Here is an 18,888-nt window from a genome sequence, read left to right as displayed (position 1 = left end):
TTATTCTGGCTTGTCTGCCAACAACCTGCAAGAACACGGATAGTCAAGGGTGCGTAAGCATTGATTTTACCCTTTACTATCTGTGGGATTGCTGGTACTTCCCAAACCGCCAGAATAAGAAATCACAATCAATTTATTAAAAATAGAAAGAAACGAGGTAAAACAATATGGAAATGAAATATGTCGTGCCAGATATGGCACAGTCTTTTGGAACTCTTGAATTTGCAGGCGAAAGCGAGCCTATCTTTGAAAGAGATAAAAATAACCGTAGGGTCTTAGCCAGACGAAGCTATAACCTTTATTCTGACGTACAGAAAGGCGAAAATGTTGTGGTGGAAATTCCCGTGCAGGCTGGCGAAAAGAAGTTCAAGTATGAGCAGAAAGTAAAACTTGTCAATCCGAAGTTATACGGCAGAGGTTACGCAATCGGGGATATGGGACATACCGATTATGTATTAGTTGCTGATGATATTGTAGCAGTTGAAGAAAAGTAAAGGAGTGAAGAATTTATGAGATTATCAAACGGGTTTGTTATTGACAAAGAAAAAACATTTGGAGAATTAAAATTTACAGCGGTGCGTGATGTGTTCTTACAGAATGAGGACGGGACACCGAGTACCCAGCTTAAAAAGCGTATCTATGATTTGAAGTGCAGTCTGCATGGTGGAATTATCCCCGTGTCTGTACCGCCAGAAGTACCGTTAAGGGAATTTCCGTACAATGCAGTCGTGGAGCTTGTCAATCCAGTAGCCGATACAGTATCACGAAAAACTTATACGGGTGCAGATGTGGACTGGTATGTAAAGGCAGAGGATATTGTGTTGAAGAATAAAGGCAACCAGAACGCAGGCAGTCCACAGAACCATACACCGCAAGGACAGTCAAAAAAATAAATCTAGGTCATAGATTTTACTCTGAAATTACAGTATAATGAGCCAAAAGAGCCGTATTTAAGCTATGTAAAACAATTTTGACAAGGAAAAAAGGCTTTGTCGAAGATATTGGATAGACATTTGAGGGTTAATATATGACAATGACACCGAAAGGAGCAATCGAAATATGGAAATAGGTAAGAAACTTAAAAATGCACGAGTACAGTCTGGAATGACACAAGAAAATGTTGCAGAAAAAATCAATGTATCAAGGCAGACAATTTCAAACTGGGAAAATGAAAAATCTTACCCAGACATTATCAGTGTAATAGAGTTGAGCAACCTATATTCTATAAGTCTTGACGTATTGCTAAAGGGTGATGAAAAAATGATTGAACATTTAGAAGAAAGTACAAATGTTGTAAAAAGCAACCAAAAAATGATATGGGCAATTATTGTAAATATCATTGTCGTAGCATTGCTGATAACATTAAATATGTTTATACCAGATAACCGTTATTTCTTAGTTGGAATATTTTGTCTTATGGTTATCACTTCATCAGCATTACTTTACCAGATAATCAAAAAATTTTAAGGAGGATATTTTGTTATGGATTTGAACATAGTTTTAGCGGTAATTTGTGGAGCAGTTGCACTTGTAGGAGCGTTTTGTGTTGTGTTTCAGATTTATCATATGACTGTTATAGACGCAACAGCCAGAGGATTAAAGCACCCTAAATTTTGGGGAGTATTTACAATGAGTGGGAATAATTCAAGTGGTTTGCTTATGTATCTAATCGGAAGAAGAAAATACCCTATTGTAAATATGAGTGAAAGCAACTCAAAAGAATTAGAAAAACGTAAAAAATCAGCAGGTGTTGGACTGTTATTTTTGGCTATTGGTGTAATTGGCATTATATGTGCGACCTTAATATAACTAAAAATGCAGATTTATGATTATATCTTGCAACATTTACAAAGCAGTTAGTCTATACGATTGACTGCTTTTTTCATACCCAGAAAGGAGCGAATGATTTATGCGTAAGATTTGGAATAAAGGACATCGTATCAGAGCCAGCGACAAGCACCTTGTCTACCACTTTTCCATAGGGACGCTTCTGTTTGTGTTCGTGGCGGTTCTTCTGCTACTGAATATCAAACAGCTCATGTGTACCGATTGGGAGCATTTCAGCTTGTTAGAAAACGACTTGACGCTCTCCCCTTACAACTTCATAACCATACTGATAGCGACTGGTGCTTGTGTATTGGTCGCTTTTCTGTATTACCGCTTCTGTTACGACAGTTTCAAGAAGCTCCTGCACCGTCAAAAGCTGGCAAGAATGATACTGGAAAATAAGTGGTATGAAGCCGATACCGTACAAGACAGCGGTTTTTTTACTGACCTGCAAAGCAGATCAAGGGAAAAAATCGTCTGGTTTCCAAAGATTTATTATCAAATGGAAAAGGGACTGCTTCATATCCGCTGTGAAATCACATTAGGAAAATATCAAGACCAGCTTTTACGGTTAGAGGATAAATTGGAAAGTGGCTTGTATTGCGAGCTGACCGACAAGACCCTGCATGACGGCTATATCGAATATACCCTGCTTTATGATATGATAGCGAACCGCATTACCATTGATGAAGTACGGGCAGAAAACGGCAGTCTGAAACTGATGAACAATCTTGTCTGGGAATATGACGCACTCCCTCACGCTCTGATTGCTGGTGGAACGGGTGGCGGTAAAACCTATTTCCTGCTGACGCTCATTGAAGCCTTACTGCATACCAACGCTGTCCTTTATATCTTAGACCCGAAGAACGCTGACCTTGCAGACTTAGGGACAGTTATGGGAAATGTGTATCACACCAAAGAAGAAATGATAGATTGCGTCAATGCCTTTTATGAGGGCATGGTACAGCGAAGTGAGGAAATGAAGCGACACCCGAACTATAAGACTGGCGAAAACTACGCCTATCTGGGACTTCCACCCTGCTTTCTTATCTTTGATGAATATGTAGCATTTTTTGAAATGCTTGGGACGAAAGAAAGCGTGAGCCTGCTTAGCCAGTTAAAGAAAATCGTTATGTTGGGACGACAAGCAGGATATTTCCTTATCGTTGCCTGCCAGCGTCCAGACGCAAAGTATTTTTCAGACGGTATCAGAGATAACTTCAATTTCCGTGTGGGACTTGGGCGTATCAGTGAATTAGGTTACGGTATGCTGTTTGGTTCAGACGTGAAAAAGCAGTTTTTCCAGAAGCGTATCAAGGGGCGTGGTTATTGTGATGTGGGAACAAGCGTGATAAGTGAATTTTACACGCCTTTAGTCCCGAAAGGACATGATTTTTTGCAGACTATCGGCAGGCTTGCACAAGAAAGACAAGTTATGCCAGAACAACAAGGAAAGGAGAACTAACTCATGGAAATAAAAGAAATCAATAAAATAATACAATCAGAAGATAAAGACGAGAAATCTAAGAGCGTAAAATGTATCTGTATCAATTATGGAGATTTTCTAGCCGATTGCGAGGGATTTGTGCAGAAACGTTATCACGATTTTAAATGTAATCCAAAACATCAGTTTGAGAAAAAAGCTGATACTATTCTTGAAAATGCAATTCACGAAAAAAACTTCATGCCCGATTTGTTCTTGATACGCTTAAATAGAAAACAGTCGGCTTGCAACAGCCAGATTGATTTTGTTTTTGAATTGCTTGATAAGTCTTTTCTGGAAACAGACCCTATCCGTAAAAGTGAAATATCAGAAGAAACATTAAATTTATGTTTATCCGCTGATGTTTCATTCATCATGGTTTACATTGGTATGAACAGGTAGGATAAGTTCTGCCTGCACAACGGCAGGAACGGTCGGCGGAGCAAATACGACCGTGGAAGCCGTTTTGCAGAGCAGGGCTTGTCCCTGCTCTGCTGATGAACCCCTCGGTATCTAACAGAGGGGTACGTTTGCAAATAAACAATAGACAAAAAACATAGGAAACATAAGGCTTCTGACATGGTTTCCTAGTAAAAATCGGCTGTGAAGTCGCCTTAAAAAACTTCACACTTTACAGATTGGGGGTATGGTTCTGAATGAAGAACAATGGATAAAAGAATTACGGGAGAAACGGATTGCTTATGGTATCTCACAAGGCAGGCTGGCGTTGGCTTCTGGTATCACAAGGGAATATCTCAACAAGATAGAAAGTGGAAAAATGAAGCCGTCAAAAGAACTTCTGGAAACTCTGCATAAAGAACTGGCAAGGTTCAATCCAGAAGCACCGCTTACCATGCTGTTTGATTATGTGAAAATCCGTTTTCCCACGCTGGATATACAGCACATCATCAAAGACATATTAAAACTGAATATCAACTATATGCTCCATGAAGATTACGGGCGTTACAGTTATACGGAGCATTATTCTTTAGGGGACATCTTTATCTATACGTCGGCTGACGAAGAAAAAGGTGTCCTTTTAGAGTTAAAGGGGCGTGGGTGCAGGCAGTTTGAAAGTTACCTGCTGGCACAGCAAAGAAGCTGGTATGACTTTCTCATGGACGCACTCGTAGACGGTGGCGTGATGAAGCGTATCGACCTTGCTATCAACGACCATACGGGCATTTTGGATATTCCAGAGCTTGCGGAAAAATGCAGGAAACGGGAATATATCGGAAAGTCCAGAAGCTATAAGTTTTACCAGTCGGGCGAGCTTATCAAGCACAGAGAGGACGACAGAGAATATATGGGACGTACCCTTTATCTTGGTTCGCTGAAATCAGATGTGTATTTCTGTATCTATGAAAAGGACTATGAGCAGTACGTCAAGCTGGGGACACCTCTGGAAGAAGCCGACATTATCAACCGTTTTGAGATACGGCTTCGGAATGAACGAGCCTATTATGCAGTACGAGATTTGCTGACCTATTATGACGCAGAGCAGACCGCCTTTTCTATCATCAACCAGTATGTGCGGTTTGTTGATGAAGAACCAGACAAGCGAAAAAATGACTGGAAACTCAATGACCGCTGGGCGTGGTTTATCGGCGATAACAGACAGAGCTTGAAGCTGACGACAAAGCCAGAGCCTTATACCTTAGACCGTACATTGCGGTGGGTACAAAGGCAGGTAGCACCAACCTTGAAAATGCTGAAAAAGATTGATAAGGGAAACGGTACAGACTACATGGAAACAATCGAACAGCAGGCAAAGCTCACAGAAAAGCATGAAATGATAATCAAACAGCAGACGACCCCTGCAAAAGATTTAGTAGAAAGTTAGGAGTGATAAAAATGTGGGTATTATTAAAAGACTTCCTGCTGGTATCTATGGGAATGGGTATCGGTGTAGTCTTGATGTGTATTTTGAATATCGGCAAAGAAGCTGACTATGAAATGAAACAATTAGAAGAAAGCGAGGACAATTAAATGAATTTCGGACAAAATTTGTATCAATGGTTTTTATCAAACGCACAGAGCTTAGTGCTTATGGCGATTGTGGTTATCGGTATCTACTTAGGGTTTAAACGTGAGTTTTCAAAACTTATTGGCTTCTTGGTAGTTGCCTTGATTGCTGTCGGTTTGGTATTCAATGCTGGCGGTGTGAAAGATGTACTGTTAGAGCTGTTCAATAAGATTATTGGTGCATAAAATTTTATTGTGGTACTGATATGCGAATGATATAATCGGGGTGTGAAAAAAGATAAAATAGATTAGGAGTTAAGCTATGGATTATATTATACGAGAAATAAAAAAGGAAGAATATGATTTACTCAATGACTTTTTGTATAATGCAATTTATATTCCAGACGGTGTTGAGCCACCACCTAAATCAATCATTAACTGCCCAGAATTGCAAGAATATGTTTTTGAATTCGGAAAGCGAAAAGATGATAGGGCTTTAGTTGCGGAAGTTCAAGGAAATGTTGTTGGTGCTATTTGGGTACGAATAATGAACGATTACGGACACATTGACAATGATACACCGTCCCTTGCTATGTCTGTTTTTCAAAAGTATAGAGGACAAGGGATTGGAACTTCATTATTGCAACAGTTATTGTTGGTGGAAAAAACTTCTGGATATTCAAAACTTTCCTTATCTGTTCAAAAAAATAATTATGCAGTAAAGATGTATAAGAAAGCAGGTTTTCTTGTTGTTGATGAAAATAGCGAAGAATATATTATGACTGTAAATCTATAACAGATAATCTAGTTTACAATTTCATATCCATACACACAAAGCAGTTAGTCTTAGGATTGACTGCTTTTTTCTTACCTAAATTTCAGATTGGAGTGATGAAATGAGCGATATTTTTAAGGATATGCAGGTAAAGGTTGGCTGTGAATATATTTCCGACCAGCCCTCTTACAAGCGTAAGGTGTGGCAGGAAATGAAACGGCTGAACCTTGCCGACTATGAAGAAAGACAGTTAGAAGATTTTTCAAAGTATGTGTTTGGTATGCCGTACCAGACCTTAAAAGATGTGATGAAACAACAGAAAGGACGTGAGGAACAATGCAGGAAACAAGGGTGCTGGTGGAAACGAGAGGAACAACTGGCGAAGAAACAATATCATACTGGTTCGACCTGCCGATAGATGTTGCCGAGTTTGAAGAAAAGTTAGGTGTCGGTGCAGAAAGTGGGGATTACCGCATTATTGAAAAGGTGTTGGCTTTTGCTAATGAAGTTCACGAACATACCAGCGTGTATCAGCTCAACGAATTAGATTTTATGTACCGCCAGCTTTCAAGCGATATGCAGGAAGAATATGTATCACTTCTTACGGTGTTTGAGAATTTAGAAGCACTTTATATTTGCAGGAACGTGATTACGGTTTATCCCGACTGCAAAAGCATGATAGATGTTGCAAGGCAAAAGCTGATGAACGACCCGACGTTCAAACATTTATCCGAGGACTGTCAAGAATATTACTTTGACTTTGAAGCCTACGCTTCTCACTTGCAGGAACACGGGAAATTTTTAGTAACGGAACACGGTATCTTTGAACTGCCAGAGTAGGAAATGAGGTGGTGCTTATGATTGATGATATGGCGGTTTATATTGCTAATCTTGGCAAATACAACGAGGGCTATTTAGTCGGTGCGTGGTTCACGTTCCCCATTGACGAGGAAGATGTGAAAGAAAAAATCGGCTTGAATGAACAGTATGAGGAATACGCAATCCATGATACCGATAACTTTCCCATTGCGATTGGCGAGTATGTTTCCATTGAAGAACTGAACTCTATGTATGAAATGATAGAGGAACTTCCCGACTATATCGTAGAGTGTCTGGACGAATTTATCAGCCACTACGGGACGCTGGAAGAAGTCGTGGAACACAAGGACGATATTTATTATTATCCAGACTGTGAAACCATGACAGACGTTGCCTACTACTACATAGACGAATTGCAGGCACTTGGCGACATTCCACCCAGCTTACAGAACTACATTGACTATGAAGCCTACGGGCGAGATTTGGATATGGGCGGTTGCTTCATTGAAACAAGCCGAGGTATGTGCGAGATACCATATTAACGCTGGAAGATCAGCGACAAGCATTGTTGCTACTGACAGCGTATTTCTCTTTTAAGGGACAGTCTGAAACATGGCTGTCCTTTTCTATTTTGAAAGGAGCTGAAAGAACTTGAAAAAGATTAAATCTTATACGGGTATCTGGAACGTGGAAAAAGTCTTGTATGCAATTAATGACTTTAACTTGCCCTTTCCCGTTACCTTTACGCAGATTACATGGTTTGTGATTACAGAATTTATCATCATTCTGTTTGGGGATATTCCCCCACTTTCCATGATTGAGGGAGCATTTCTCAAATACTTCGGTATTCCCGTTGCTCTCACTTGGTTTATGTCGCAGAAAACTTTTGACGGAAAGAAGCCGTACAGCTTTTTGAAATCACAGATAACCTATGCCCTGCGACCAAAAATCACTTATGCAGGAAAAGCCGTAAAACTGCATAAGCAGATACTCAATGAAACAATCACGGCAGTAAGGAGTGTGAACTATGTTCCCGATAAAATATATTGACAATAACCTTGTCTGGAACAAGGACAATGAGGTGTTTGCCTATTATGAGCTGATACCGTACAACTATTCTTTCTTATCCGCAGAGCAGAAATTTATCGTGCATGACAGCTTTCGACAGCTCATTGCACAGTCCCGTGAGGGTAAAATTCATGCGTTGCAGATTGCCACAGAAAGCTCAATCCGAAGTATGCAGGAGCAGTCAAAAAAGCTGGTAACTGGAAAATTAAAGGAAGTTGCCTATCAGAAGATAGACGAACAGACCGAAGCGTTAGTATCTATGATTGGGGATAATCAAGTGGACTACCGCTTTTTTCTTGGCTTTAAGCTCATGGTTACGGAAGAACAGCTCAATCTGAAGAACATCAAAAAATCGGCGTGGCTGACGTTCACGGAATTTCTCCATGAAGTGAACCACACGCTGATGAATGACTTTGTTTCCATGCCAAATGATGAAATCAACCGCTACATGAAAATGGAAAAGTTACTGGAAAACAAAATATCCCGTCGTTTCAAGGTGCGACGCTTGGAAACAAACGACTTCGGGTATCTCATAGAACATCTTTACGGTAGGGACGGTGTCGCTTATGAAGATTATGAGTATCAGTTACCAAAGAAGAAATTGAGGAGAGAAACGCAGATAAAATACTACGACCTTATTCGTCCGACAAGATGTGTGATTGAGGAAAGCCAAAGGTATTTACGATTGGAACATGAGGACAAGGAAAGCTATGTGTCCTACTTTACCGTCAATGCGATTGTGGGCGAGCTGGATTTTCCGTCCAGTGAAATCTTCTATTTCCAGCAACAGCAATTCACATTCCCCGTTGATACTTCTATGAATGTAGAAATCGTGGAAAATCGGAAAGCATTAACGACAGTCCGCAACAAGAAAAAGGAATTGAAAGACCTTGACAATCACGCTTATCAAGCAGGAAGTGAAACCAGCTCAAATGTGGTGGACGCATTAGATAGCGTGGACGAGCTGGAAACGGACTTAGACCAGAGCAAAGAAAGTATGTATAAGTTAAGCTACGTCATACGGGTGTCTGCACCCGATCTTGACGAGCTGAAACGCCGTTGTGATGAAGTCAAGGACTTTTACGACGACCTCAATGTAAAACTGGTGCGTCCTGCTGGGGATATGCTGGGGCTTCATTCAGAATTTCTTCCTGCCAGCAAGCGATATATCAATGATTATGTGCAGTATGTAAAATCAGATTTTCTAGCAGGGCTTGGTTTTGGTGCTACCCAGCAGTTAGGAGAAACTACGGGTATCTATATGGGCTATTCTGTTGATACGGGAAGAAATGTGTACCTGCAACCGTCCCTTGCCAGTCAAGGTGTAAAAGGTACAGTTACCAACGCTTTAGCGTCTGCTTTTGTCGGTTCGCTTGGCGGTGGGAAATCGTTCTGTAACAATCTTCTGGTGTATTATTCGGTGCTGTTTGGCGGTCAAGCACTTCTGTTAGACCCTAAAAGTGAGCGTGGCAACTGGAAAGAAACGCTCCCAGAAATCGCCCATGAAATCAATATCGTAAACCTAACAAGCGACAAGGACAATGCAGGACTTCTTGACCCATTCGTGATTATGAAGAATGTTAAGGACGCTGAAAGTCTGGCAATCGACATCTTAACATTCCTTACGGGTATTTCCTCTAGGGACGGCGAAAAATTTCCCGTGTTACGAAAAGCGGTACGTTCTGTTACCCAGAGCGACAGTCGGGGCTTGCTCCATGTGATAGACGAGTTACGCCGTGAAGATACGCCAGTATCAAGAAATATCGCAGACCATATCGACAGCTTCACGGACTACGACTTTGCACACCTGCTGTTTTCAGACGGTACGGTGGAAAATGCTATCAGTCTGGATAATCAGCTCAATATCATTCAAGTAGCTGACCTTGTGTTGCCAGATAAGGACACAACTTTTGAGGAATACACGACCATTGAATTATTGTCGGTGTCTATGCTGATTGTGATTAGTACCTTTGCCCTTGATTTTATCCATTCTGACAGAAGTATTTTTAAGATTGTAGACCTTGACGAAGCGTGGGCGTTCTTAAATGTGGCACAAGGCGAAACCTTATCAAACAAGCTGGTTCGTGCTGGACGAGCTATGCAGGCAGGCGTTTATTTCGTTACACAATCTTCTGGGGACGTGGCAAAGGAAAGTCTGAAAAACAATATCGGCTTGAAGTTTGCCTTTCGTTCTACTGACATCAACGAGATAAAGCAGACCTTAGAATTTTTCGGCATTGACAAGGACGACGAAAATAACCAGAAACGCTTGCGTGATTTGGAGAACGGACAATGTTTATTACAGGATTTATACGGGCGTGTCGGTGTGGTGCAGATACACCCCGTTTTTGAAGAACTGCTACACGCCTTTGATACAAGACCGCCCGTACAGAGAAATGAGGTGGAGTGATGAAAGAAAGGATAAAAGGTGCGTTCACAAAAAAGAAGATTTTCCACTTTCTTAAAATGGCTCTGTTCGTGGTGGCACTCTCCCTTATCCTGCTTTCACTTTTGGGGACGGTGGCTCATGCGACGGGGCTTGTGGACGATACCATAAACGCAGAAAATCTTTACTCAAAATATCCCCTTTCCAACTACCAGCTTGATTTTTATGTGGATAATAGCTGGTCGTGGCTTCCGTGGAACTGGCTGGACGGTATCGGAAAATCGGTGCAGTACGGGCTTTACTGCATTACCAACTTTGTCTGGACGATAAGCCTATATTTAAGCAATGCTACGGGCTATGTGGTGCAGGAAGCCTACAAACTTGATTTTATTAACGATATGGCAGACAGTATCGGAAAAAGCATACAGACCCTTGCAGGTGTTACGGCAAACGGTTTTTCCAGCTCTGGCTTCTATGTTGGTTTCCTGCTTCTCATTATCTTAGTGGTGGGACTTTATGTTGCATATACGGGACTTATCAAACGGGAAACCAGTAAAGCACTTCATGCCGTTATCAACTTTGTGGTGGTGTTCGTGCTGTCCGCTTCGTTTATTGCCTATGCTCCCGACTACATCAAGAAGATAAATGAGTTTTCATCAGACATCAGTACCGCTTCACTTGACTTGGGAACAAAAATCATGCTCCCAAACTCTGACAGCGAGGGCAAGGACAGCGTAGACTTGATACGGGACAGTCTATTTTCTATTCAAGTGGAACAGCCGTGGTTACTCTTACAATTCGGGAACAGCAACGCAGAAGAAATCGGGGCAGACCGTGTAGAAGCTCTTGTATCGGCAAGCCCAGAGGACGAGGACGGAAAGACCAGAGAGGAAGTCGTGAAAACAGAAATCGAGGATAACGACAACAACAATCTGACGATACCGCAGGTGGTAAACCGCTTGGGTATGGTGTTCTTCCTATTCATTTTTAATATAGGTATCACAATCTTTGTATTCTTACTGATGGGGATAATGATGTTAAGCCAGATACTTTTTATTATCTTTGCAATGTTTTTGCCTATCAGTTTTCTTCTTTCCATGATACCTAGTCAAGAAAATCTGGCAAAGCAGGCAATCGTGAGGGTGTTTAATACCATAATGACACGGGCAGGAATAACGCTCATTGTAACGGTGGCGTTCAGTATTTCCAGTATGTTTTATAACATCTCCAAAGATTACCCGTTTTTTATGGTGGCGTTCTTACAGATAGTGTGTTTCGCAGGTATCTTTATCAAGTTAGGCGACTTAATGAATATGTTCTCTTTGAACGCTGGCGACAGTCAAAATATGGGACGCAGGATATTCCGCAGACCGTATCTGTTTATGCGACATAGAGCTAGGCGTATGGAACACCGTATTGCAAGGGCAGTAAGTGCTGGCGGTATTTCGGGTGGTGTGGCTGGTGCGGTGGCTGGAAGTGCCGTTGCTGGCAAACGAGCGGAAAGAAAAAATACAGCTTCTAAAGAAAATCGGGGCAATACCACTTCCAGCATGGGACAGCGAGCAGGCTCAAAGGTGGGTGCTGTCTTAGATACGAAAAATAAAGTGAAAGACAAGGCAAACGCTGTCAAAGAAAACATCAAGGATATGCCGACACAGACCGCTTATGCGGTATATTCCGCAAAGGAAAAGGCAAAGTCCAGCGTATCAGATTTCAAGCGTGGCATGGTGCAGGAACAGCAGTCCAGACAGACGGGACGATTGGAAAAGCAGGAGCAACGCAGGCAGAATATCGCTGACAAGCGTATGGAGCTTCAAAAAGCACAAGAAGCAAGGCAGGCACAGCGAAAGGCTGACGGATCAGCGACAACGGGAGCTACCCGTCCCCATGAGCGACCAGCCACAGCTTCGACCATTCCAAAGCCGAGTGTGGAAAAAATGCAGGAAGTCAAACGCCCTGCCACAGCGACCACTTCAAAGATAAGTGAGCCAGTCAAGACAAGTGTTATCAAAGAGCGTCCGTTATCTTCTGGTGCTTCTGATAGAAAAGCGTCCCAGCCTATACAGCCAGCACATAGGCAGAATGTAGAAAAAGTGGTATCGCAGGAAACACACCAGAATTACAAAGCAGAGCGTACCACAAAGGCACAGACCTTTGAACAATCAAAGCGTACAACGGAACATACCGAAAAGAACCGTAACCTTGTAATGAAGAAAGGACAGAAGAAAAAATGAAACTGAAACATATCGCTCTTATTGGCAGTCTGTTTCCTATCCTCTTTTCTCTGGTGCTGTTCTTTGGTGTCCTCATTAGTGCGGACAGCGACGATGAGAACAGCAACTTTTCTTCTGGCATTACGGTTATGAATTTATCCGCAGAAGTTTTGAAACATCAGCCTATGGTGGAAAAATACGCCAGAGAAAACGGTATCTCCGAGTATGTCAATGTGCTACTTGCTATTATTCAAGTAGAAAGTGGCGGTACGGCAGAAGATGTTATGCAGAGTTCGGAAAGTTTGGGACTACCACCCAACTCTTTAGATACCGAAAGTTCAATCAAGCAGGGGTGTAAATATTTTGCGTCCCTGCTTTCTTCCTGCCAAAATCAAGGTATCGACGACTTGAATGTAGCGATACAGTCCTATAATTATGGCGGTGGTTATGTGGGATATGTGGCAGGAAAAGGAAAGAAATATACCTTTAATCTTGCAGAGAGCTTCGCCCGTGAGAAATCGGGTGGAAAGAAAGTAACCTACACCAACCCGATAGCCGTTGCAAAGAACGGGGGCTGGCGGTATGGCTATGGAAATATGTTCTATGTGGAATTAGTCAATCAGTATTTAACTGTTCCGCAGGTATCGGGAGAGCTGGCACAAAAGGTAATGAATGAAGCGTTGAAATATCAAGGCTGGAAGTATGTGTATGGCGGTAGCAATCCCAACACTTCCTTTGACTGCTCGGGACTGATGCAATGGTGTTATGGAAAAGCTGGTATCTCCTTACCGAGAACAGCACAAGCACAATATGACGCTACCCAACATCTTCCGCTTTCGCAGGCAAAGGCTGGGGACTTGGTATTTTTCCATTCCACCTATAACGCTGGTTCGTATGTAACCCACGTCGGCATTTATGTAGGAAATAACCAGATGTACCATGCGGGCGACCCGATAGGATATGCAGACCTAAGTAATAGTTACTGGCAACAGCACTTAATCGGTGCAGGACGAGTAAAACAATAGAAAGGACTTGAAAAATATGTTTAAGAAGAATAAGAAACAGACAGAAACTATCAAAGAACCAAAAGAAAAAAAGGTGCGTACTGTTAAGGTAGGCACACATAAGAAAACCGTGATTGCGTTGTGGGTGGTGCTTATCGCAAGCGTGAGCTTTGGAGTGTATAAGAATTTTACTGCTATCGACCAGCACACGACCCATGAAAAAGAAATCATTGAACTTTGCTTGCAGGACACCAACGGGATAGAAAATTTCGTGAAGAATTTTGCGAAGTCCTACTACACATGGAATAACAGCAAAGAAGCTATCGAAGCAAGGACGCAGGCAATCAGCGGTTATCTGACAAAGGAATTGCAGGACTTGAATGTTGATACAATCAGAACGGATATACCGACCAGCTCCACAGCTACAAATGTGATTGTATGGAGTATCGAACAATCGGGAACGAACACTTTTTCTGCTACCTACGAAGTAGATCAGCAGATAAAAGAGGGAGAAAAGACAAGCAATGTGAAAGCAACCTATACCGTAAAAGTCCATATAGACGCTGACGGGGATATGGTAATCGTTCAGAACCCTACCCTTGCACCAGCAATCGAAAAATCAGACTATGAGCCTAAGACACCAGAAGCAGACGCAAGTGTAGACGCTGATACTGTAAACGACGCTACCGCATTTCTGGAAACATTCTTTAAGCTGTACCCAACAGCCACAGAAAAAGAACTTGCCTATTATGTATCTGGTAATGTACTTGAACCTATCGGCAGAGATTACCTTTATTCTGAACTGATAAACCCTATCTTTACAAAGGACGGGGAGAATGTGAAAGTCAAGGTTGCTGTGAAATTCCTTGATAATCAGACAAAGGCAACGCAGGTATCGCAATATGAGCTTGTGCTACATAAGGATAGCAACTGGAAGATTATAGGATAAGTATTAAGGGGTTATCAAAAAAAGATAGCCCCCTTTACCCTAAAAGCAGAAAACGTTGCTCACGTTTCAGATATATGTTAATATTAAAATTAGAATAGATTAACAAAAAGAGATGATTGGTATGGATAATAGATTTAATAAATCTTGGTATGGAGATAAAGCACAATTAGTCGATAGTGATAATGATTGTGTTATTATAGATTATGGCTGTAAAGGAAAAGGTATTATTACAAGTTATAATCTTTATGACGGTATCACACTTTGTTTTCTTGATTTTTATACAGATGAAATTATGCCCTCACAAAAATTTAATCCTGATATAATTTCTATTGTCCATTGTCAAGCGGGGCGTTATGAATGTGAATTTTCTAATCATCAGATGTTTTATTTGTCAGAAGGATATTTCAGTATTATGGGGACTAAACATTTGCCTATATCTTTTTCCTTTCCCCTAAAAAAATGTTACGCATTTAGCTTAGTCATAGATAAACACGCCCTTAGTGCAGATACACAAAAAATTCTAAATGATTTTTGCTTAGATATGGACAAAATAAGTGAAAGATTAAAGTTAAATAAAAATGGATATTTAAGTCATGCAGACTTTGAGTTAGGACATCTTTTTGAAGAATTTTATAATGCTAAAGATAAGGAAAGTATTACCTATTTTCGTGTTAAAGCAATCGAATTTTTATATTTCATCAACAAACTGTCGGGCAATGAAGAAACTGAATTTCGATATTTCAACAAAAAATATATACAAATAACAAAAGATGTTTGCAAATATATGACAGAACATTTAGAAGAAAAAGTATCTCTGGAACAATTAGCTTATGAAAAAGGAATTAACTTGTCGTTACTGTATAAAGTCTTTGCACAAGTATATGGAGATACTCCTTATTCTTACATAAAAAAATACAAGATGAATATAGCGTCTAATGAATTAAGAAATTCAAAGCGTAAAATAAATGATATTGCGTTAAGTCTTGGATATAGTAATGCAAGTAAATTTTCTATTGCATTTCAATCGGTATATGGTATTTTACCTAAAGATTATCGAAAGGCAGAAAATTAACACTTTTGGGCTATTTTTTGGATAGATATATAGCTATGGAGTAGAAGCAAATAAATATAAAAAGTAAAATGATGTATGTTAGCAAGAGCTAACTACATCATTTTTTTATATAACACAGGTGTATATTCCTAACAACAAGCGGAGTGCCACCATTCAAGCAAGCATTTCTAAACGCATTTCCATGCTTATTAGTCACATGAACGATTCTTTCTCACATCTTGTAGCCATCTATGCTGTTGATCACAAAGGAGAAACATATACAGAAGAAGTGTTGACACAGCTAATGCTTAAATTAAAGTTTTCGGATAAAGTAAAAGTTCTGGATGCAAGTAGAACAACTACGAATAACTATGTATATTTTACAGTTCGTGAGTGGCTTACTAAATGTATTTTAGAAACGGAACAAGATATTGACTGTCTATTTAAATATTATGCTGCTAATATTTCGGTCGATTTGATGGAAGTGTTGGAGGCAATTCCTCGTTCAACCTACCATGCTGCCATGCGCACACTTTTGACATCCCCAAGTGATGTAAACTTTAGTGAAGCCGCTTCATCTCCGGATGGAAACTTCTTTTTCAAGTATTATGACCTTATAAAAAAACTGAAACAAATTCAGCAGAGGGACTACTCTTGATTGGAGGGCGGGCAATTTGCCCGCCCTTGCTTTTTGGGACAAAATGTCCCAAAGTGGCCCCGTCCATCGACATCCTTGTACGCCTACCCCAGCGGAGTTACAATATAGGTAGGAGGACAACCCATCAATTTTTATAGGAGGTAGCCGCTATGATCGTTCTCAAAATCCTTGCCGCCCCTGTGGTGGTGGCCCTCACTCTCTTGGCCGCTGTGGTGTCGTTCCTACTCTGCGTGGCGGGAGCGGTATGTGTGGTAGGCTGCGTGGTGCTGACCCTGCTGGCCCTTGTTCTGTTCATCAGCGGCCAGACGCTGGGTGGCGTGGTGTTCCTTGTGCTGGCGTTCCTTGTTTCCCCCTATGGCATCCCGGCAATCGCTGACTGGCTGGTGGCGAGGCTCCACGCCCTCAACTACACCCTGCGGGACTTCATCACCGGCTGATACCTTGGGACAACTTGTCCCAAAGTTATCTGCGGCGGCTGGCAACAGCCGCCCTTTTTCGTATGGAAAGGAGGGCTGCCTACGGCAACGACCTATTTCAAGAAGCACAAGATCAGCAAGGGGGAAACCATCTCCCAATCTCTGAAAGGCCGTTTTGACTACGGCAAAAACCCGGACAAGACCGAGGGCGGCGAATTGATTTCCTCCTATGCCTGCGACCACATGACCGCCGATGCGGAGTTCCTGCTCTCCAAGGCCAAGTACAAGGCCACCACGGGCCGGGAGCAGCGGCGGGATGCCGATGTGCTGTGCTATCAGATCCGGCAGTCGTTCAAGCCCGGAGAGATCACCCCGGAGGATGCAAATCGGGTGGGCTATGAAACGGCCATGCGCTGGACGAAGGGCAAGTATGCCTTTTTCGTTGCCACCCATACAGACCGCCAGCACATTCATAATCACATCTACTACAACTCCACTTCGCTGGATTGCGCTCATAAGTTCCGGGACTTCATCGGATCGGCCCGGGCGGTGCGGCGGCTCTCTGACCGGGTATGTCTGGAAAATGACCTGTCTGTGATCGCCAATCCCAAGCTGCACAGCAAGGGCCGATTCCTCCACTATGGGGCATGGGCAGGTGCGGATCGCCAGCCCTCCTACAAGGAGCGGCTGCGCCATGCTATCCGGGATGCCCTCGCCAAAGGCCCCGCAGACTTCAACGCCTTTTTGCGGCTCATGGAGGAGGCGGGCTTCACGGTCAAGCAGGGGCGTGGCGGTGCGATCTCATTCCTCGTTCCGGGTCAACAGCGGGCCACCCGGCTCCGTTCGTCCACCCTCGGGGAAGGCTACGATCCCGAGGACATCCGGGCCGTGATCGCCGGAAAGCGGCCCTTACCCGAGGTGGGTGTTCCGGCTCCGGCGGCTCCCGCCCGTGTCAATCTCATTGTGGATATACAGGAGCGGCTGCGTGACCGCAAAGGCCCCGCCTATGAGCGCTGGGCCAAGATTTATAATCTCAAACAGATGGCCGCCGCTCTCCAATTCATGCAGGAGCATGGGCTGACCGAGTACAATCAACTTGCCGCCCAAACGGAGGAGGCCGTTCAGCGTTTCCATGTGCTGACCGGGCAGCTCCGGCAGACCGAGGCCAACCTCGCCCATACCTCCGAGGTGATGGGGGCCGTGGTGCAGTATGCCAAGACCCGGCCCGTGTTCGATGGCTACAAGGCAACCAAGTACAGTAAAAAATATCTGGCCGCACACGAGGCGGAGCTGGCCGACTACCGGGCGGCCAAGGCCATTTTGAATGATCTGCTGGATGGGGCAAGGCTGCCCAGGATGCCCGAGCTAAAGGAAAAGCGCCGCACTCTGGCGGCGCAGAAAAAGACACTATATGCGGACTACCGGGCGGCGCAGCAGCGTATGCGGGAGGCCGTGGCGGTCAAGGCCAATATCGACCATCTGCTGGGGCTGACTGACCAGCGCAAAAATAAGGAACAGGAGCGATAGCTACGGTGACGCAGACGATCAACCTTGGGACATTTTGTCCCAAGGTGCCGGGTTTGGGGAGGCTCCCCAACAAGCGTTTTTGCGGCTCCCTCGGGGCGCAAAAATAGCAAGTGTGGCTACACTTGCCCTGCTTGCCGTTCCGTGCAACCCCGAAAATGGCGCAAAAAAACGGAGTCTGCGTTTTTTACGCTTCCTCCGTTCTCCGGGCCCTTTTCAGTCCCTCCGCTGTGGCTTCAATAATGGTTAGCTCTTTTTCGTCCATTTCGTTAAGCAAGTGATCTATATGCTTTCGGCAATCACTTTGGCCGTTCTGCTTGTCTGGATAGAAAAAATCATCTACGGAAATATCCAACAGGGTGACGAGCTGATAAAAAGTATTGAGGCTGGGGTGTTGTCCTCTGTTTTCAAAATACATGATAGAGCGCGGGGTGCGGTCTACAAGCTGTGCGAGGTATTCCTGTGTCCAGCCTTTGGCTTCTCTTTTGCGCTTGATTTCCCGGCCCAGCGCGTGAAAATCAAGTTTTCGTTCATCTTGGTACATTTTCATCTCACCCCTATATTATTTTACATTTCGGGTGATATTATTTGAACGAAGTGTAATTTTATGTTTATGTAGTATTTTGTTTCGCCATATCAAAATGATAAAATTATGTATTTTGAAAGACAGCTACGAACAAATATTGAAAGACTATACTAAGTCGTTCCTCTTGACAAACATCCGTATTCGGACTACAATATAATTGTCCG

22 protein-coding genes and 1 pseudogene are annotated in these 18,888 nt (G+C 42.8%); 22 read left to right on the top strand and 1 reads right to left on the bottom strand.

Going from position 1 to position 18,888, the window contains the following annotated elements; genetic code table 11:
• The first annotated feature begins 167 nt into the window (after positions 1-167).
• The 22 genes and pseudogenes from ACU68W_RS01945 (at position 168) to ACU68W_RS01840 (ending at position 18,141) form a co-directional block, all read left to right on the top strand.
• Entirely contained in the window at positions 168-494 is a 327-nt protein-coding gene (locus ACU68W_RS01945) for a YdcP family protein (RefSeq protein WP_003417601.1), read from the top strand.
• A 15-nt stretch (positions 495-509) separates the two neighbouring features.
• Entirely contained in the window at positions 510-893 is a 384-nt protein-coding gene (locus ACU68W_RS01940) for a YdcP family protein (RefSeq protein WP_003417604.1), read from the top strand.
• Between the two features lie 166 nt (positions 894-1,059).
• Positions 1,060-1,467 (top strand): helix-turn-helix domain-containing protein, encoded by a 408-nt coding sequence (locus ACU68W_RS01935; protein ID WP_003417606.1) that lies wholly within the window; start codon positions 1,060-1,062, stop codon positions 1,465-1,467.
• A 15-nt stretch (positions 1,468-1,482) separates the two neighbouring features.
• The gene (locus ACU68W_RS01930; RefSeq protein ID WP_009274548.1) at positions 1,483-1,809 is read left to right on the top strand and encodes a hypothetical protein; all 327 of its coding nucleotides are present in this window, start codon (positions 1,483-1,485) and stop codon (positions 1,807-1,809) included.
• A 100-nt stretch (positions 1,810-1,909) separates the two neighbouring features.
• A complete protein-coding gene (locus ACU68W_RS01925) occupies positions 1,910-3,292 on the top strand; it encodes an FtsK/SpoIIIE domain-containing protein (protein WP_003417607.1) in 1,383 nt (460 codons plus the stop codon).
• A gap of 3 nt (positions 3,293-3,295) precedes the next feature.
• A complete protein-coding gene (locus tag ACU68W_RS01920; protein ID WP_003417609.1) occupies positions 3,296-3,712 on the top strand; it encodes a hypothetical protein in 417 nt (138 codons plus the stop codon).
• A 244-nt stretch (positions 3,713-3,956) separates the two neighbouring features.
• On the top strand, positions 3,957-5,153 hold the full coding sequence (gene mobT / locus ACU68W_RS01915; RefSeq protein ID WP_003417612.1) for a MobT family relaxase: 1,197 nt from the start codon (positions 3,957-3,959) through the stop codon (positions 5,151-5,153).
• Positions 5,154-5,164: 11 nt separating this feature from the next.
• Positions 5,165-5,299, top strand: coding sequence for a DUF3789 domain-containing protein (locus tag ACU68W_RS01910; RefSeq protein ID WP_003417615.1), 135 nt, complete (start codon positions 5,165-5,167; stop codon positions 5,297-5,299).
• Positions 5,300-5,521, top strand: coding sequence for a hypothetical protein (locus ACU68W_RS01905; protein WP_002323342.1), 222 nt, complete (start codon positions 5,300-5,302; stop codon positions 5,519-5,521). It begins immediately after the preceding gene.
• Between the two features lie 76 nt (positions 5,522-5,597).
• Positions 5,598-6,071 carry a GNAT family N-acetyltransferase gene (locus ACU68W_RS01900; RefSeq protein WP_003417620.1) on the top strand — a complete coding sequence of 158 codons (474 nt, stop codon included), beginning with the start codon at positions 5,598-5,600 and terminating at the stop codon, positions 6,069-6,071.
• Positions 6,072-6,171: 100 nt separating this feature from the next.
• Complete coding sequence (locus ACU68W_RS01895; RefSeq protein WP_010774377.1) at positions 6,172-6,468, top strand: hypothetical protein; 297 nt, start codon at positions 6,172-6,174, stop codon at positions 6,466-6,468.
• On the top strand, positions 6,387-6,890 hold the full coding sequence (locus ACU68W_RS01890; RefSeq protein WP_003417621.1) for an antirestriction protein ArdA: 504 nt from the start codon (positions 6,387-6,389) through the stop codon (positions 6,888-6,890). Before ACU68W_RS01895 ends, ACU68W_RS01890 begins: the two co-directional genes overlap by 82 nt.
• 17 nt (positions 6,891-6,907) lie before the next feature.
• Positions 6,908-7,411, top strand: coding sequence for an antirestriction protein ArdA (locus ACU68W_RS01885; protein ID WP_003417623.1), 504 nt, complete (start codon positions 6,908-6,910; stop codon positions 7,409-7,411).
• 109 nt (positions 7,412-7,520) lie between these two features.
• The gene (locus ACU68W_RS01880; RefSeq protein WP_003061368.1) at positions 7,521-7,919 is read left to right on the top strand and encodes a conjugal transfer protein; all 399 of its coding nucleotides are present in this window, start codon (positions 7,521-7,523) and stop codon (positions 7,917-7,919) included.
• Positions 7,897-10,347: a conjugal transfer ATPase TcpF gene (gene tcpF, locus ACU68W_RS01875; RefSeq protein ID WP_003417628.1), complete on the top strand. Its 2,451-nt coding sequence runs from the start codon at positions 7,897-7,899 to the stop codon at positions 10,345-10,347. The genes ACU68W_RS01880 and tcpF overlap by 23 nt, the downstream gene beginning before the upstream one ends.
• Positions 10,347-12,434, top strand: a pseudogene (locus ACU68W_RS01870) (CD3337/EF1877 family mobilome membrane protein); the annotation flags it as partial. The gene tcpF and the pseudogene ACU68W_RS01870, both read left to right, overlap by 1 nt.
• Before the next feature lie 119 nt (positions 12,435-12,553).
• Entirely contained in the window at positions 12,554-13,561 is a 1,008-nt protein-coding gene (locus tag ACU68W_RS01865) for a C40 family peptidase (protein WP_000768246.1), read from the top strand.
• Positions 13,562-13,577: 16 nt separating this feature from the next.
• Positions 13,578-14,489, top strand: a complete 912-nt coding sequence (locus ACU68W_RS01860; protein ID WP_000473997.1) for a conjugal transfer protein — start codon at positions 13,578-13,580, stop codon at positions 14,487-14,489.
• A gap of 121 nt (positions 14,490-14,610) precedes the next feature.
• Positions 14,611-15,561 (top strand): helix-turn-helix domain-containing protein, encoded by a 951-nt coding sequence (locus tag ACU68W_RS01855; protein ID WP_000370299.1) that lies wholly within the window; start codon positions 14,611-14,613, stop codon positions 15,559-15,561.
• Between the two features lie 196 nt (positions 15,562-15,757).
• Entirely contained in the window at positions 15,758-16,198 is a 441-nt protein-coding gene (locus ACU68W_RS01850; RefSeq protein WP_234703166.1) for a hypothetical protein, read from the top strand.
• Between the two features lie 149 nt (positions 16,199-16,347).
• On the top strand, positions 16,348-16,635 hold the full coding sequence (locus tag ACU68W_RS01845; protein WP_074078534.1) for a CD1845 family protein: 288 nt from the start codon (positions 16,348-16,350) through the stop codon (positions 16,633-16,635).
• A 27-nt stretch (positions 16,636-16,662) separates the two neighbouring features.
• On the top strand, positions 16,663-18,141 hold the full coding sequence (locus ACU68W_RS01840; protein WP_330364237.1) for a relaxase/mobilization nuclease domain-containing protein: 1,479 nt from the start codon (positions 16,663-16,665) through the stop codon (positions 18,139-18,141).
• A 184-nt stretch (positions 18,142-18,325) separates the two neighbouring features.
• On the opposite strand, the gene ACU68W_RS01835 is transcribed toward ACU68W_RS01840, so the two are convergent.
• Positions 18,326-18,682 carry a helix-turn-helix transcriptional regulator gene (locus ACU68W_RS01835; protein ID WP_009896542.1) on the bottom strand — a complete coding sequence of 119 codons (357 nt, stop codon included), beginning with the start codon at positions 18,680-18,682 and terminating at the stop codon, positions 18,326-18,328.
• Between the last annotated feature and the right edge of the window lie 206 nt (positions 18,683-18,888).

This window comes from Finegoldia sp. P2-F-LR (assembly GCF_052932265.1).
The sequence above is the reverse complement of the archived record's forward strand: the minus strand, read 5'-3'. Positions and strand labels throughout refer to the sequence as shown.